Annotated in this window: 10 protein-coding genes; 7 read left to right on the top strand and 3 right to left on the bottom strand. The window is 42.3% G+C overall.

The window, feature by feature from the left end; translation table 11 throughout:
• Window positions 1-21 precede the first annotated feature (21 nt).
• Entirely contained in the window at window positions 22-927 is a 906-nt protein-coding gene (locus ACSHXM_RS01570) for a LysR family transcriptional regulator (RefSeq protein WP_435686965.1), read from the top strand.
• Window positions 928-1,009: 82 nt separating this feature from the next.
• Here ACSHXM_RS01570 and ACSHXM_RS01565 read toward each other — a convergent pair whose 3' ends face one another.
• The 3 genes from ACSHXM_RS01565 to ACSHXM_RS01555 form a co-directional block, all read right to left on the bottom strand.
• Window positions 1,010-1,540, bottom strand: coding sequence for an NUDIX domain-containing protein (locus tag ACSHXM_RS01565; RefSeq protein WP_435686964.1), 531 nt, complete (start codon window positions 1,538-1,540; stop codon window positions 1,010-1,012).
• Window positions 1,541-1,624: 84 nt separating this feature from the next.
• Complete coding sequence (locus ACSHXM_RS01560; protein ID WP_435686963.1) at window positions 1,625-2,809, bottom strand: AGE family epimerase/isomerase; 1,185 nt, start codon at window positions 2,807-2,809, stop codon at window positions 1,625-1,627.
• A gap of 232 nt (window positions 2,810-3,041) precedes the next feature.
• Window positions 3,042-4,037 (bottom strand): LacI family DNA-binding transcriptional regulator, encoded by a 996-nt coding sequence (locus tag ACSHXM_RS01555; protein WP_435686962.1) that lies wholly within the window; start codon window positions 4,035-4,037, stop codon window positions 3,042-3,044.
• Window positions 4,038-4,258: 221 nt separating this feature from the next.
• Here ACSHXM_RS01555 and ACSHXM_RS01550 point away from each other — a divergent pair, with 221 nt between their 5' ends.
• From ACSHXM_RS01550 to ACSHXM_RS01525, 6 genes are all read left to right on the top strand, one after another.
• Entirely contained in the window at window positions 4,259-6,097 is a 1,839-nt protein-coding gene (locus tag ACSHXM_RS01550) for a sodium:solute symporter family protein (protein WP_435686961.1), read from the top strand.
• 31 nt (window positions 6,098-6,128) lie between these two features.
• Window positions 6,129-7,310 carry a glycoside hydrolase family 130 protein gene (locus tag ACSHXM_RS01545; protein ID WP_435686960.1) on the top strand — a complete coding sequence of 394 codons (1,182 nt, stop codon included), beginning with the start codon at window positions 6,129-6,131 and terminating at the stop codon, window positions 7,308-7,310.
• Window positions 7,311-7,322: 12 nt separating this feature from the next.
• Window positions 7,323-8,546 carry an AGE family epimerase/isomerase gene (locus ACSHXM_RS01540; protein WP_435686959.1) on the top strand — a complete coding sequence of 408 codons (1,224 nt, stop codon included), beginning with the start codon at window positions 7,323-7,325 and terminating at the stop codon, window positions 8,544-8,546.
• Between the two features lie 2 nt (window positions 8,547-8,548).
• A complete protein-coding gene (locus tag ACSHXM_RS01535; protein ID WP_435686958.1) occupies window positions 8,549-10,042 on the top strand; it encodes a beta-mannanase man5E in 1,494 nt (497 codons plus the stop codon).
• A 218-nt stretch (window positions 10,043-10,260) separates the two neighbouring features.
• Complete coding sequence (locus ACSHXM_RS01530) at window positions 10,261-13,509, top strand: glycosyl hydrolase (protein ID WP_435686957.1); 3,249 nt, start codon at window positions 10,261-10,263, stop codon at window positions 13,507-13,509.
• Between the two features lie 71 nt (window positions 13,510-13,580).
• Window positions 13,581-16,700, top strand: coding sequence for a TonB-dependent receptor (locus ACSHXM_RS01525; protein WP_435686956.1), 3,120 nt, complete (start codon window positions 13,581-13,583; stop codon window positions 16,698-16,700).
• The last annotated feature ends 556 nt before the right edge of the window (window positions 16,701-17,256 follow it).

The following is a 17,256-nucleotide window of genomic DNA, read 5'->3' as shown; positions in this document are numbered from 1 at the left end:
CAACGTAGTGTGGTTAATCAAATGGATACCTTAGACGCCATAAAAACCGTTATTGCTGTAGTGGAGTCAGGATCCTTCACTGCTGCTAGTGAACGTTTAAACATCTCAAAGGCATTGGTGAGTAAGTACATAAACGAAATTGAACAGTCGCTGGATGTCAGGTTATTTAATCGTACTACCCGTAAAATTTCCCTCACCGAGTCAGGCTCAAACTATTACCAACATGCTTTGCAGGTATTAGAACGTTACGAATTTATGTTGGATGAAGTCGTGGGCGAGCAATCCAGCCCAAAAGGTAAGTTGCGAGTCAGTGCGCCCGTGACCTTTGGTGAAAATTGGATGGCCGAATTAATCCCAGAGTTTTGTCTGAGTTATCCTCAAATCGATTTTGAATTGGTATTGAGTAATCATCCGGTAGATATGCTTGAGGAAGGCATAGATGTCAGAGTGAAAGTAGGAAATGTGGAAGACTCTAGTTTGATTGCTAGGCGTATTAGCGCCGTGTCGCGTGTGATGTGTACCTCTCAAGCTTACCTAGATAAACATGGACAGCCGCAAACATTGCAGGATCTAATCCAGCATAAATGTATTTTGGATACTAATTTCACTAACGGAAAAGTGTGGTCGATGACTGATCCAAAAGGTCAAAAAGAAAGTGTTGAGATTAAGTCTCAGCTAGCCTGTAATAGTCCACAAGCCATTATCAATATGGCCAAAGCGGGTGGAGGCATTGCCTTTGTGAGTTTACATGCGGCAATTGAGGGGATCACCTCGGGTGAATTAGTTGAACTCTTTCCTGATCATCAGTCAGAAAATCTAGGATTGTATGTGATGTACCCTCATCGTAAACATGTATCTCGAAAAGTCCGCTGCTTTGTGGAATTTATGCAGCATAAGTTTGAAGGTAAGTGTCTTCGGGACGCATGATGTACATGTCATTACTCGAATTAAGCCAGCGCTGATGTTTAGGATAAATGGCCTTCTTATCCATAGTTCGGTTTATATAATTTTAAGAGTCAGCCAAAAAACGCTGCACTGCCAAACGTAGAGAGGTAAAGCCAATTCCAGCGGTATTGACCTGGTCTTTGTGTATCCATTTATACTCTGCGATTTCGCTTTTCTCTGCCACTAGTTTGGGCTTTGTAGGTAAATGAGTGACAAATACCGCGTCACAAGTTTGGTAGGTTATGCCTTTATAAAAGTAGCTATTACTGCCAGAGCAAAAATACTGCCAGTCGTGAATCTCCACATCTAACTCTTCTTTTAATTCTCGGCTTAGGGCTTGCTCTAAAGATTCGTTGTGATCAACAAAACCACCAGGTAAATCAAGTTTGTCTTTTTCTGGCTGTTTGGCGCGCACGGTAAATAATATTTCATCACCACAACAAATAATGGCTGCCACTGCTGCCGCTGTATTGTGAAAATACTCATACCCACAATTAGCACACAGGTACTTATGCCCGTTTTCAGAGCTAATGGTTTTACCCTTACATTCTGGGCAATGTTTAAATGTATCGTAGCTTTGTGAGTTAGTATGCATAGTGTTTTATTTTTTGAATTAAAAAGTTAATGAGGCTCACACCAGTGTACTGGATTTTTCTATAAACCGGCAGTGGCCATATGGTCAAATAACATGGGTTCTGCCCTCTAAAAAACGCTTGGCTTCTAGGCCTGTCATCATTAAGTGGTATAGGGTGCTTGATGGGGCAAAGTCTGAGATGATTTGATTGTTTTTTCCTCTTTGGTCTAAATAACTACCCGTCACACTCGTATCTAAATAATGGTTTACTAAACTTTCAATCGCTGTAACCGCATCTTGTTCATAGTCATAGCTGTCTTTTTTATCGGTATAAGACGCTTGGGTTAAAGCGGCTTTAATCCACTCAGTCATAGGCCAGCAGCGTTTTGTAGATTTGAGTACTTGTCCGTTAATACTGATTTCGTCGTACAACAAATTGCTGCTGGTATCTAAGCCATATGTGACCGCTTTTTGGTACAAAGCTTGACAGTAATTGTCTACTGGCGTGCCTGTATATAAGCTGTATTGGCGTAATAACCACACCCATTCCAACATATGACCGGGTTCGATAGTTTGGCCTTTTTCGCCTTCGGCAGGACGCCAGTCTTGATGAAAAAATTCTAATAATGCATGGTTATCTCGATCATAGAAGGTGCTTTCAAATAAACTAAAAATCTCACCGGCTTTGGCTAACCATTTTCCATCTTTAGTCACCGCATACAGAGTTAAAAATGCCTCGAACAAATGCATGTGAGGGTTTTGCCTGCGGTAATCATGTTGGTAAGAACCTTCTTGCCAACCGCCTGCTTGGCCTTTTAAATCAGTGTCTATTTGTTTAAGTAATTTGTTGGCGTAGTCGAGGGCTTTTAAATCGTTAAATACATGGTAACGCCATGCGTATGCCAGTAGAAAAAATGACACATCGTATAAGTCATGTGACTGATTAATAACTTGATTATCTTTATCTAGGATATGAGCAAAAATAACGGAATTGTCGGTTCGGGCGTAGTTAAATACGTATTTATCTAAATTGGCAATAATATCTAAACCATGATCCATCCAGCCGTTAGCTTGTGCAGCTGAAAAGACAAACATTTGTCTGGCTTGAACGCGAACACGGCGATCACAAGTTAAGTCAGCTTGGCCATTTGCTAACAGCCGTTCATAGGCTGCCCCTTCTGTATCTAAGCCATGTTTCAGCCAATGGGGAATGGCTTGGTTTTCAAGCCAATTTAAGTACTGCTCAATACACGTAGTTAGTATTTTATTTTTTTTCAGTTGAGGATTCATAAAGCATTTAGTCGTTCTAAATATAAATTAACGGGTGTACCGTTTATTTTTAATTGTTTAAAGTTGTATTTTAAACATACAGTGAACCGGTTCATTCTGTAAAGTAAATTTAGTGAATTTAGTGAATAATTTTTAAATTGGGTAACGGGAAAACAGACTAAGGCGCTGAGTTAGCACTTTGTTGGTGATAACCCATACGCTAGGGGCGGCATTGCTACTAATTGTTATACAATTAGGATTTGGGTGGGGCTACACTTTCACGGATAACAAATTCGTAGGGCAAAATGTATTCTTCGGTTTCAGGCTTCGTACCTTCAATCAGTTGTAATAATATTTCAGCGGACTTCTCGCCTATTTTTTCCGCCGGCTGAGATATAGTGGACAAAGTGGGAATGCAGTAACGGGATACCTCCATATCGTCAAAGCCAATAATCGACATATCTTCGGGCATGTTGATGCCTTTGTTTTTAAAGCCTCTTATAGCCGCAATGGCCATCTCGTCATTCATGGAAAAAACTGCGGTAGGCTTGTCCTGCATACTCGAAAACTTCTCAGCAGCACTTAGCCCTGACCAATAATTGAAGTCTCCGTCAAATACCAATTTAGAATCAAACTCGATACCGGCATCGGCTAATGCAGCTTTGTATCCATTTAAGCGATCAATATTGTGGGGATTGTCTTTTAAACCAGAAATGACCCCAATCCGTTTGTGCCCCAAACTAATCAAGTGGCCAACAGCTTTTTTAGCTGCGCCAACGTTGTCGATGCGAACGGAGTAGGAAGGTGTGCCCTCACAAGAACTAGCATATACCGCCAATATGTCTTCTTTAGGCAAAATAGCATCTTCTTTTTTGTATGGGCGCAAATTGATTATGCCATCGGCTAGTTTGGTTTCTACCATGCGTACAAACTCCCGTTCACGGACGGGGGAATCTCTAGTATCGCCAAGTAGTACACTATATCCTTTGTTTTGCGCGACTAATTCAATACCACTGATCACGCTGGCAAAAAATTGGTTGGCGATATCGGGAACTAACACCACTATGGTTTTTGACGATTTAGCGCGGAACTTTTGCGCCAGCATATTTGGCTTGTAATTAAGCTTTTTAATTGCCACTTGAATTTTCTCAAGGTTCTTTTTCGAAACCCGTTCAGGGGTGCTTAATGCCTTTGAAATAGTTCCTGTAGATAAACCAGCTTCCTTAGCTACGTCTCTTATTGTTGCCAAAATATTGCCTTAACTGATTGAAAATTATAGATAACTTAATTTTTTTCTAAAATATTTGTAAAGAAAGTGTAATTTAAACTGGTAATAAATAACAGTTATGGTTAATCTAAATAAATATGAACCGGTTCATTTTGGTTTTCACAAGAAAATTGCTCGATAAATACTTTGCTGATCAATTGTGATATTCAAATATAACTAAGCCGGATAACAGGATAATAATAATGAATTTAACCACACTCGACCTATCTATCATTGGCCTGTATTTGGTGGCGATAGTGATCTTAGGCATATGGATTTCTCGCTCCGCCAATAAAGATGTAGAAGGTTACTTCTTAGGAGGTAACAAACTCAGTTGGAAGCTACTCGGCTTGTCTAATGCTTCTGGCATGTTTGATATTAGTGGCACCATGTGGATGGTATATTTGCTGTTTATTTATGGCCTGAAGAGTGTGTATATACCTTGGTTATGGCCGAGTTTTAATCAAATATTTTTAATGGTGTTCTTGTCTATCTGGCTACGTCGATCTGGAGTCATGACGGGGGCAGAATGGATCAAATTTCGTTTTGGTGAAGGTCAAGGAGCTAAGTTAAGCCACTTTATTGTGGTGGGTTTCGCTCTGTTAAGTGTGTTGGGCTTTTTGGCTTATGGCTTTATTGGAATTGGTAAGTTTGCCGCTGTATTTATGCCTTGGGAATTATCAGCTGATCCCCGTACTAATGAGATTTATTATGGTTTGATAATGACGTTTTTAACTGCCTCCTACGTGGTGAAAGGCGGCATGGTGTCTGTGGTATTTACCGAAGTCTTGCAATTTATCATTATGACAGTAGCCTGCATTGCTATCGGTGTTATTGCTATGCAGCAAGTATCACCTGATATGTTGGCCAAAGTCACCCCAGACGGCTGGGGCAGTTTAGCCTTTGGTTGGGAATTAGGCTTAGATTGGAGCGGTATTTTAGACAGTGCTAATCAAAAAATAGTGGACGATGGTTGGTCTTTGTTCTCGGTATTTTTTATGTTGGTGTTGTTTAAGGGAATCCTACAAAGTTTAGCGGGCCCTGCACCAAACTTTGATATGCAAAGAGTCTTGTCAGCACGGACCCCTAGCGAAGCCGCAAAAATGAGTGGCTTTGTGAATCTCGTTTTATTGTTCCCTCGTTATATGATGATCACGGGCCTTACCATTTTAGCTTTAGTTTATTTCTCGTCTGATTTACAAGCTATGGGGCCTGATGTTGATTTTGAGCAAATATTACCTTTTGCTTTGGCAAACTATGTACCAGCAGGATTGTTGGGGCTTATTTTAGCCGGCTTGTTAGCCACCTTTATGTCAACCTTTGCAGCCACTACTAATGCCGCTCCGGCATACGTGGTGAATGACATTTACCGAACTTACATTAATCCCAATGCTGATGCTAAAACCTATGTGTACATGAGTTACGCAGTATCGATATTTTTCATTCTGGCAGGAACCTTGATTGGACTGTTTATTCCTTCTTTAAACGACATTGTACTTTGGTTGGTGTCGGCCCTGTATGGCGGATATACCGCATCTAACGTACTTAAATGGTACTGGTGGCGCTTCACTGGGATGGGATATTTTGCAGGCATGGCAGCTGGAATACTGGCAGCTATTCCTATGATGTTTACTGATATTTCGCCACTTTATGCGTTCCCCGCCATGTTTGCTTTATGCCTGACAGCTTGTGTAGTGGTGAGCTTAATGGGTAAACCAGACGACATGCAGGTATTAAAAAACTTCTACCTGAAAACTCGCCCTTGGGGAGTGTGGAAACCTGTGTTACGTGAACTACAGAAAGATCACCCTGAAGTCACCGCTAATCAAGATCTGAAAAAAGATTTTAGCAATATATTAGTGGGCTTAGTGTGGCATACCAGTTTGACCGCTGCGCCTATCTTTATGGTCATAGAAGATTGGTCGAGCATGACCATAGCCTGCGCCATTGCCATTGTTTGTTCTTGGTTTTTAAAGAAAAATTGGTGGAACAAACTATCTGATTACCCTGCTGACTTAGCGCAGATTACACCTAAGGCTTAGCAGCCAAAAATATTGAATGAGAGAAGTTATTATGTCTTTAACCGCAACTGAATTTGAAACTAGAATGAACCGGTTAACCCAAGCTCAATCTGAGTTGCTTACCCAAGTAAATCAACCAGAACCCTTAAGCAATGGCGTGTATACCCGTTGGCAAAATCCAATCGTTACTAGCGAACATATCCCGCTAAGCTGGCGTTATGATTTAAACCCAGCCACTAACCCAAATTTAATGGAACGCATCGCGGTTAACGCCACGCTCAATTCTGGAGCCATGTTGTTTAATGGTAAATATGTGCTGGTGGTAAGAGTTGAAGGGGTGGATAGAAAGTCTTATTTTGCGGTGTGCGAAAGTGACAATGGTGTGGACAATTTCACTTTTTGGGATAGGCCCATCACTATGCCTGAGACTGACAATCCAGACACTAACGTATATGACATGCGTTTAACCAAACACCAAGACGGCTACATCTATGGTTTGTTTTGTACCGAGCGTAAAGACTTAGCTCATCCAAATAATACCTCTGCGGCAGAAGCTCAATGTGGTATCGCGCGTACTAAAGATTTAGTCAATTGGGAGCGCCTACCGGACCTTATCACCTACTCAGGACAGCAAAGAAATGTGGTGCTACATCCTGAATTTGTGGATGGGCAATACGCCTTATACACTCGCCCTCAAGATGGATTTATATCCGTTGGTGGTGGTGGCGGCATTGGTTGGGGGCTCACTGAGTCCATGGAAAATGCTGAAGTAAAACAAGAGGTGATTATTGATCAAAAGGCCTATCACACTATTAACGAGGTGAAAAATGGCCAAGGCCCTGCGCCGATTAAAACAGCTCAAGGCTGGTTGCATTTAGCTCATGGTGTGCGCAACACCGCTGCCGGTTTACGTTACGTGTTATATGCTTTTTTGACTGACTTAGATAAACCATGGCAGATCACCCACAAGCCGGCTGGACATTTGATTGCCCCTGAAGGCGCTGAAAGAGTGGGCGATGTATCTAACGTGACGTTTTCAAATGGTTGGATTGCCAATAGTAAAGGTGAATTATTTATCTACTATGCCTCGTCCGACACCCGTATGCATGTGGCGACAACCAGCGTAGAAACCCTAGTTGACTACTGCATCAATACCCCGAGTGACGGCCTTAGATCGGCAACATCGGTACAAGCCATTAACGATCTTATTTCCCGTAATAAGGACGTAAGTTAAGGTTTATATGTGATGAAGCAGTTTAATCATTTTGATCCAGAAGGGGTGTTAGACGAGTTAAAGTCTATTACACACTGGTGGCAAACAAACACTATCGATAAACAATACGGTGGTTTTGTGGGAGAAGTTTGTTCAGACGGAGTGCCACAACAGTATGCTGATAAAGGGATTATATTAAATAGTCGTATTTTGTGGTTTTTCAGTGAGTTAGCCGTTTTTTATGGCGTAGAAACAGAACAAGGGCAAAATGCTTTGCAAACAGCCCAGCGAAGTTACACGTACATAATAGAGCATTTTGACGATCACGAGTTTGGTGGTGCGCTTTGGAAACTCAGTTATACCGGCGATAGTTTGAACGATAAAAAACAAACTTATGCTCAGTGTTTTTGTATTTATGCCTTTAGTGCGTTTTATATTGCTACTCAAAACGAACAAGCATTAACCAAAGCATTGGAATATTTTGATCTAGTAGAACAACATGCTAGAGATAAGCAGCTTGGTGGTTATATCGAGGCTTACCAGCGAGACTGGCAGCCTATTGAAGACTTTCGCTTAAGCGATAAGGACATGAATACACCCAAGTCCATGAATACCCATTTGCATGTATTAGAGGCTTATGCGGCTTTGTATCGTGTTGCTCCGAGTACTAAAACGGAAGAGGCATTGAGACACATTTTAGATATGTTTGAACAGCATATCTTGGATCATAAAACAGGTCATCTAAAGTTGTTTTTTACTCAGGACTGGCAAGATCAATCGGATAGCCTTTCTTTTGGCCACGACATAGAAGCCAGTTGGTTGATTTGGGAAGCAGTGGAAATATTGGGGGATGACAAACTCATCCAAAAATGGAAACCTTTTATCGTACATATGGCAATGATATGCAGCATAGAAGCCATAGGTGAGCGCGGACAAGTGTGCGAAGAACTTGATAAAAATACTCAACATAAAAATCAAGATAGTTATTGGTGGGTACAAGCAGAAGCATTAGTGGGCCTGTTAAATACTTATCACCTAACCGGTGACAAATATCTATTTACCTTGTGCGAAAATATTTGGCAGTTCATCCAGCGATTCCAAAAAGATTCTACTGCCGGAGAGTGGCATTGGTTGGCCAGGGTTGAAGGCCATGAAAATCAGAATAGTTACAAGGCAGGCTTTTGGAAAGCGCCTTATCATAATGGGCGGGCGATGATGGAAGTGATTAAATTGTTCGATAAGATACAGGCGGAATGAAAATGAAATGGTATTTTCCGCTGCTTATCTGCTGTCTAATGAGTTGCAGTGCCTTTGACAGTGCGAAATTTATAGAACCAGAACTAGAACATTTCATTAGTCGAAACGGTCATCAGTTATTTGATGGGGATAAACCTTTTCGTTTTGCCGGAATTCACGCCCCTGAATTGCACCGCATTGAGGATGACGCAAAAGGAAAATGCAAAGCAGACCCCCGAGGCTGGGGACAATACTTTAAGTGGCCAACAGCGGCTGAGCAAGAAAACTGGATAAAAGCGCTGGTACGCACTGGGCATAAAGCCATGCGTATTTATGTACTGTCGGTAGAACATCCTGCTGATGGGGCTTGTGATAGGCAAACTCATATTTTGAAACCGTTGCAAACGGGCGGTATGCCAAGATTAAACGAACAAGCCATGGTGGTTTACGATCGCATGATTGCGTTGGCATCCAAGCATAATCTCCGCTTAATTTTGCCCTTTATTGACCACTGGCAGTGGTGGGGAGGGCGAGAACAACTGGCTGCGTTTTATGGCCAACATCAAGCTGAATTTTATAATGTTAAGTCAAAAACCTACCATGCATACCTCGACATTATTCGCCAAGTGGTGACTAGAAAAAACACCATTACCGGTCGTTATTATTATCAAGAAAAAGCCATTATGGCCTGGGAAACAGGCAACGAATTAAAGTTAAGTACGTCCGAGTTTGTGGCTCATACCGCAGCATATATTAAAAGCTTAGCGCCTGAGCAATTAGTGGTAGATGGGACATATTTAAATCTTTTACCTAGTTCGGTAGATGATCCGAATGTGGACATTATTAGCAATCATTTTTATACCAAGAACAACAATAACAAGCCGCAAACCATTAAAGACGATCTTAAATTTATTAATGGTAAAAAAGCATACATGGTTGGGGAGTTTGGTTTGGCTCCGGCTTCTGAGTTAAAGGAAATAATGCAAACCGCTGTATATCACGAGCATAACGGAGCACAAGCGATAGGCGCTTTTATTTGGGGCTTTAGAGGGCACAGAGAAACAGGTGGCTTTTACTGGCATAGTGAGGCAAATGGCTCACACTACAGCTACCACTTACCGGGTTTTAAGGACGGAGATGCCAACCAAGAGTTACAGGTAGTGTCGATTGTGAGAAGGGCTCAAGCACAAATGCAAGGCCTAGATTCTATCCAGCCTCTGCCTATTCCAGAACCGCCTAAATTGCATCCGGTTCATCGTGATTTGGCGATTAACTGGCTAGGATCACCTACTGGTCAGTTTTATCGAGTTGAGCGTAAACTAGTTGATGATAAATTTTGGCTTGTGATCGCGGAACATGTATCTGATGGTAAAAATAAATTTGATCCGATAGTTGATGACTTATTCATTGATACTAAGCCCAATAAGGCTGGAAACTATGAATATAGAGTAATTGCCATTAACGAATCAGGTGAATCAGAGCCATCTAATATCCAAATAGTCGATTTAACAAATTAATACACTTTTTGTTAAATCTTTGTAAGAAAAAGGTTGAATTTGTCATAACGATAGATTAACTTAGTTGCTAGAAAGTAAACCGGTTCACTTTTGTATTTTATGTGGTTCCGGTTTTTTAATAAAAACAAAATGAACCGGTTCATATTTTCTAAAGTATTCAGTGTTTTTATACTAAGAAAAGTATCAGCCTAATAATCAATAGAGGTATAGGGGGACGAATGAAGACTCCAGATAAAACAAATTTCACCAAGTTAGCTAAGTGGATGGCCACAGGGTTATTCGCTAGTAGTATGGTTGGCTGTGGTGTCGAAGAATCCACACTCAATACTGAAACCGCCGTGTATACACCCGAAACCCGTCCTCTAGGCGTGGTAGCTCAAGATAATGTAGAAGTGCAACCGGGAGAATCGGTGACACTTACTTCTCGTTTGGTCGGAACTACTAGTGGCCAAACTCTACGTTGGGAGCAGATCTCTGGTGGTGATATTAGTTTATCTGCCACCACAGGTGACTCAATTTCTTTTGTCACGCCGGCCAATGTTGCGGCTGATTTAATAGAGTTTGAAGTGATAGCAGTAGATGCCAATGGCGACGTGGTTCGTGATGAAAATAATCAGGTGATTGCAGATTCTATGACAGTCACGGTTATTGACCCTTCTTTATCTATCACTTTAGATGTAACCGATGGTGAGTTAGTCGGCGCTGTGATTGCTGATGCCAGTAACGATCATTATGTGGCTGGAGCGAACGGAGATACTCATACTGCAGATATGGAGCCGGGGCATAAAATTGTTTATAACATTGATGACAAACAAGGCTTCTTTACCTTGTATGTACGTTACCTGATCCCGTCTGATTACGGCGGTAAAGTAGGTAATATCAAAGTCAATGGGGTAAGTAATTTAGTTGAATTGGATGCCACTGGACAATGGACCGAACTAAGAGTTGGTGCGGTTAAATTGGTCGCTGGTGAAAATATTATTGAAGTTGGGGGTGGTTGGAACTATTACCGAGTCGATGAGATATCTCTTATTCCTGCCATTCCGCCTGCTAAACCCCTTGCGGTAGAAGCGTCCTTGGTGAATGAAAATGCCAGTGGACCGGCAAAATCCTTAATGAAGTTTTTGTCTGAGCACTATGCAACTCGTACTATTTCTGGTCAGACAGAGTTTCCTAATGGTTCTGGTGCATTTAATGAATTGTTCCAAGCCAATCGTGTGATTGAAGCAACCGGTGACGATGCTCCTGGTATAGTGGCATTTGACTACATGCGTTATTCACCGAATAGAGGTGATACTTCGGGCACATTAACCGAAGACATGATTAAACATTATCAAGAAAACAACATCATATTGTCTCCTCTTTGGCACTGGGTTGCCCCCGCTGGTAATACAGATTCGTCGAAAGGTTTTTATACTTCAGATACCGACTTCGATTTGGCTGCGGCACTTGCCGATACAGACTCTGCTGAGTATCAAGCCTTAGTGAGTGACATGGACGTGATTGCAGCAGAGCTTAAAAAGTTCGCTGACAAAGAAATCCCACTTTTATGGCGTCCTTTACACGAAGCTGATGGTGCTTGGTTCTGGTGGGGCGCTGCCGGTGCAGATGCACAAGTTGCCCTATGGAAATTAATGTATGACAGATATACCAATCATCATGGTTTGAACAACTTGATTTGGGTGTATACCCATTCAGAGCGCTTGGTTGAAGAGTTTTATCCGGGCGACGAGTATGTGGATATCGTGGGTTATGATGGTTACGACAGTAACAATGACCAAAATCCATTTATTAACCAATTCAAACGTTTAAAGCGCAGATTTGATGGCAAAAAGATTCTGGCCTTAACCGAAACTGGCACTATCCCTGATGTGAAACTTATGCACGACAATGCCGTGTTTTGGTCTTACTTTGTAACTTGGAATGGTGACTTTAGTGACGAGTATGGTCCAGCGAATTTAGATGCCAGTATCATTGATATGCACTACGACTATGAGGGCGTGCTTAACCGAGATGAAATCCCAGGCTCACAACCACCAGTTGGCCCAGGCGTATTAGAAGACTTTGACGGTACTGGAAATTATGTTTTACAAGCCGATTGGAGTGCTGAGCGAGCAATGAATGCAGGGGCTGCATTTGTCACCACTGAACAGTGGGCAGCCACTGGTACAAGTGCTTTATCTGCCACTATTGATTTGATGAGCATTACCGATTGGGGCGATTTCCCAAGTGTGGTGATACAGAACTATCCAGAAAATGGCTTAGACGTATCTAGTGCAACTGGCTTTAACATTAGTGTTAATGCTCAGACTGCCGGAGCTGGCGTCACCGCTAAACTTTGGGTCAAACACGGTACCGATGCAAGTTGGGTTGACGCTGGCGCAGTGGCAATCACTGATGGGGGCGTACATTTATCTATCGATGTAACTGAATACGACCTGTTAGCTGGGTATGGCATCCAGTTTGAAGGCTTTGACTTAGCTGAAACTGCGGCATCCTTCTTTATTGACCACGTAAGCTTGACCCAAGAAGACGGGGCAATGGTTGTGGTAGATAACTTTGAACAAGTACCAGAAGGTTTCCATGCCCAGTGGGATTGGGGCACGACACCTGGACTTGGCATCACGACCGAGTGGTCAGTGGACAGTGCTAAATCATTGGTGTTCAGTAAAGACTTATCTGCCAAAACAGATTGGGGGGATTTCCCAAGTACAGTGATTCAAGTTTACCCAGCGGAAGTGGGCATTGATGTGGCAGGTAAGGCGACTTTCTCCTTAAATGCTCACGCCGTAGGTGCCGGAGACAGTGTGACTGCTAAGTTGTTTGTTAAACATGGTAGCGACTGGAGTTGGGTGGATGCAGGTGGTCAAGCCATTGGCGCAGACGGTATTGCATTGTCTATTGATGTTACCGAATACGATTGGTTAGCAGGATTCGGTGTGCAGTTTGAAGGCTTTGATACCACCTCAACACAAGCAAAATTCTTTATCGACAATGTGGCTATTGATGATGCCAACCTCTACAACTTTGAACAAATAGGTTCTTGGGAAGGCCAAGCGGATTGGTCACCAACTTCTGGTGCAACTGTGTCTGAAAGTTGGGGCGTAAACGGTAGTAAATCCATTTTGTTCAATATGGACATGTCAGCTAAAGCAGACTGGGGTGATTTCCCTAGCACCGTTTTGCAAAACTACCCTGAAGTAAATATCAAAGACGTAAGCACTATGCGCTTAACCGCCAATGCCGTTGACGCAGGAACCGGTGTAACAGCTAAATTGTTCATCAAACATGGCGATGACTGGTCATGGGTAGATGCGGGAGCTGTAGTCATTACCGATGATGGTGTTGAGTTAAGTATTGATGTCTCTGGTTATGATTTCTTAGCTGGATGGGGCGTGCAGTTTGAAGGGTTTGATACCAGTTCAACAGACGCAAAATTCTACGTCGACAAGATAGTGTTTGAGTAATAGCAGTTGGGCTTTAGAACCGCTAAAGCCCGTTTCTCAACGCTTATTGAAAAGATTTTAGGATATTAGAAATGAAAAATAATAATCAAATGTTTAGTAAAAGTGTCATTGCACTATCTGTGGTTTCGGCTTTGTTTAGCATCACAGGTTCGGTGGCCGTTGCGCAAGAAAGTGCGGCCTTAGCTCAAGAAACTGCGGCCAACAACGAGCAAGACGTAGAAGTGATTCAAGTACGTGGTTTACGAGGCTCGGTGATTAAGTCGATTGCTGAAAAACGATTCGCTGATGGCGTGCAAGATTCAATCACGGCTACAGATATCGGCAAATTGCCAGATACCACAATTGCTGATTCGTTACAGCGTATAACTGGTGTGCAAATTAATCGCTCTGGTGGTGAAGGTTCGTCAGTGAACATTCGTGGTATTAATCAAGTTGGAACCACTTTAAACGGCGAACAAATGTTAACGGCTAGTGGTATCACCACAGTACAGCCAAACTTTACCGATATTCCGTCTACCATGATTTCTGGTGTTGATGTGATGAAATCAACTCAGGCTAAAGTTTTGTCTCAAGGTATGTCTGGTGTGATCAATCTAAAAACTTATCGTCCTTTTGATTTAGACGATGGTTTTACTGTGAATGCTAAAGCTGAAGTCACAGATGGTTCTATGGGGCCTGAGCAAGACGAAACTGTCTCAGCTTTTATTGGTTACAACCAAGACGATAAATTTGGTTTTAGCTTAAATATTTCTAAATCAAATAAAAACCTAGCAGATTACATGAATGGTTCAGCTGGATTTGATTGGGGTTTTATTGCTAATGAAAGTGCCAGTTTTGCTGGTGGAAATCCTGTTGATGCGTCTTACGATGGTGACACCGATGACGTATTTTATTCTTTTCAAGGGCATTTGGCATCTAATCAATTTGTAGAGCGTGACAGAACTGGGGTGAACGGTTCTGCTCAATGGCAAATTACGGATGGTTTACAACTTAAAGGTGATTTCTTCTACACCAAGATGGATCAACTGAATAAACAAGCGGGTTTCATTGCCTCACAAGCTTGGCAGTCAACGGTTGGTTGGTATACACCCGATATGCAAGGTGGGTTAACCGCCCACGAAAACTTGCAACGAATTGATGACGTGCCCACCGAAATGGCCGGCAATTTTTATTCTTTCAACTCCGGCGTGTTGCAAGCTAGGCGAACTATGGTTCACTCAGAAGCTAACGCATATGAAGCAGAAGCACTGAATACCAATTTAGAATTAAGCTACGAAGCTGACGATTTTTCTGTGACTGCCCGTTGGGTGCACGGCGAAGCCAAAAATGACAATGCATTAAGCGTAGTGGATGCGTATGCCAACAGCGGTTCACAAGTGGGCGCAACCTTTAAAGGGGCTGGTGGTGTGCCAGTTAGTGATGTAAACCCTTGGGGCTACGACGGTCAAAGTGCCATTTTGCCTGATGGCAGTGTGGTGGATAGTGTATCTATGATCCCTATTGGCATTGGTTATGATGCTAGTGGTGATCAAACTTGGAACTTACCTTTAGTTAATAACATTGATGGTGAAGAAGTACTGGAAGTTTTTGGTAGTAATATTAATCGTTATTCGGCTACCTCAACCAACTTAACCGGTGCTAACCGAGAAGCTGATATGGATGTGGTGCGTATTGATGGAAATTATTTCTTAGAATATGCCGACCTTGAATCTGTTGATTTTGGGGTACGTGTCGCGAAAAGAGATGTCATGCAGCAATCTTGGATTGGTGGTGTAGCTAGAACCAATCAGTATGGCGATGCTTATTTGTCTCGCTGGAAAGATTCAGCTTCACAAGCTCCTGACACAGGCGAGTCGTTTATTGAACCAATCTCGTTTGCTGAGTTAGATCGTTTAGGCATGATCACTCAGGTTAGTGATTTTCAAGGCGCAACTGGGTTAGGTTCATTGTACATGGTGGATCCAGAAGCTATGGCAGACCCACTAGCTTGGCATAATCAAGTGTATGGTCAGAATATTCAGTCACCTAACGGTGCTAATTCTTATGACTTGCAAGAAACCATTACCAGCGCTTTTTTACAAGCTAACTTAAATGGTGAATTGTTTGATATGTCGTACAAGGCCAATGTAGGTGTGCGTTACATGCAAACCGAGCTAGACATCAATCAGTCTGAATTGGGTACGAGCGGAAGCGCCACCTATAACGGTGTGAATTATCTATTAAAAGGTTCGTTAGGCATGTTGCCGCCAGCGGCTTCGAAAATTAACACAGTACGCGACTACAACGATGTATTGCCTGCCGTTAACTTTGCATTAAACCTGACCGATGACCAAGTATTACGTTTTGCTTATAACAAAACCGTGACGAGTCATAATACTAATCAGTTAGGTGGTGGTATTAATATCACCCGTATATTGGCTTGTAACTTACAGGAGCCAGATGGCACTTCGGTATTTTGTGCTACTCAAGCCAATCAACAAGGCAATCCATATCTAGAGCCGTGGCGCTCAACTAACTTAGATCTATCGTACGAATGGTACTTTAGTGAAACGGGCATGTTTAGTGTGGCTGCGTTTATGATTGATATCGAAACCTTCATCGCCAATACCACCATACGTTTACCGTTAGCCGATAGTGATGGGCAGGTGCGTGGTTATAATCCTGCTACGGGTGAATTTGAAGGAACTACGCCTACATCGACCCCAGGTAATGGAGAAGGTGGCACAGTTGAAGGCATTGAAGTGTCTTATCAACAAGAGTTGGGTGAGTTAATTGAAGGTTTGGATGGTTACGGTATTACTACAAACTATACCTATTCACCTAGTACCAGTGGTGACATGGATTATTATGGGGCTGAAACCCCTATGTATGATAATTCAGAACACCAAGCTAACTTTGCCTTGTGGTATGACAAAGATGGTTTACAAGCGCGTATAGCGGCTAACTATCGTAGTGAAACCTTTCAAGGTGTTAGGAATGTCGACCCGTACTATTTTGCTTCTTACTTAAAACCAACAACTTATGTTGATGCATCCGTTAGTTATGACTTCGGTGATAACTTCACAGTGTTGTTGCAAGGCACCAACTTGACCGAAGAAAGCCGAACCCGTTACTTCCAATGGGAAGATATGGTAGACAAAAAGTATTACAACGAACGCCGCGTGACGCTGGGTATTCAATACAGAATGTAGTGAATAATAGAGTTTGAGTGTGATAAGAAAGGCCAAGTCCAATCAGGACTTGGCTTTTTTTGTATAAATCGCATATTTGACGGGTTTTAGCTTGATTCATGGGGATGATTTCCATAACATACGCGGCGCTTAGAAAGTTAGCCCACTTTTTGAGTAGCGTTTGTATTAACAAACCACGCGCACGCCTTGCGCCGAGTTAGGTTTACTTGCTCATTATAAATTAGGCTCACAAATTAAACGTTTTACGAAGAGGTGGGTTAAATCGTTATTTTTAGGAGCACGGCTCCGCAACGATTTAACATCGAGTCATGGATGGCGAGATTGGGTGCATATCATCATGGATGTGTATTTGACCAAGTAACCGTTTTATAAAGTACAACTTGCTGATGGTTTTTTATTGCCTTTAGTAACGCGCACGCCTTGCGCCGAGTTAGGTTAACTTACTCACTATAAATTAGGCTCACAATTTAAAAGTTTTACGGAGAGGTGGCTGAGTGGCTGAAGGCGCACGCCTGGAAAGTGTGTTTAGGGTTAAACCTAACGAGGGTTCGAATCC

The organism is Paraglaciecola sp., assembly GCF_051252315.1.
In the GTDB taxonomy this organism is placed as follows: domain Bacteria; phylum Pseudomonadota; class Gammaproteobacteria; order Enterobacterales; family Alteromonadaceae; genus Paraglaciecola.
Note: the sequence above shows the minus strand (reverse complement) of the source record. Positions and strands in the feature narration are given on the sequence as shown.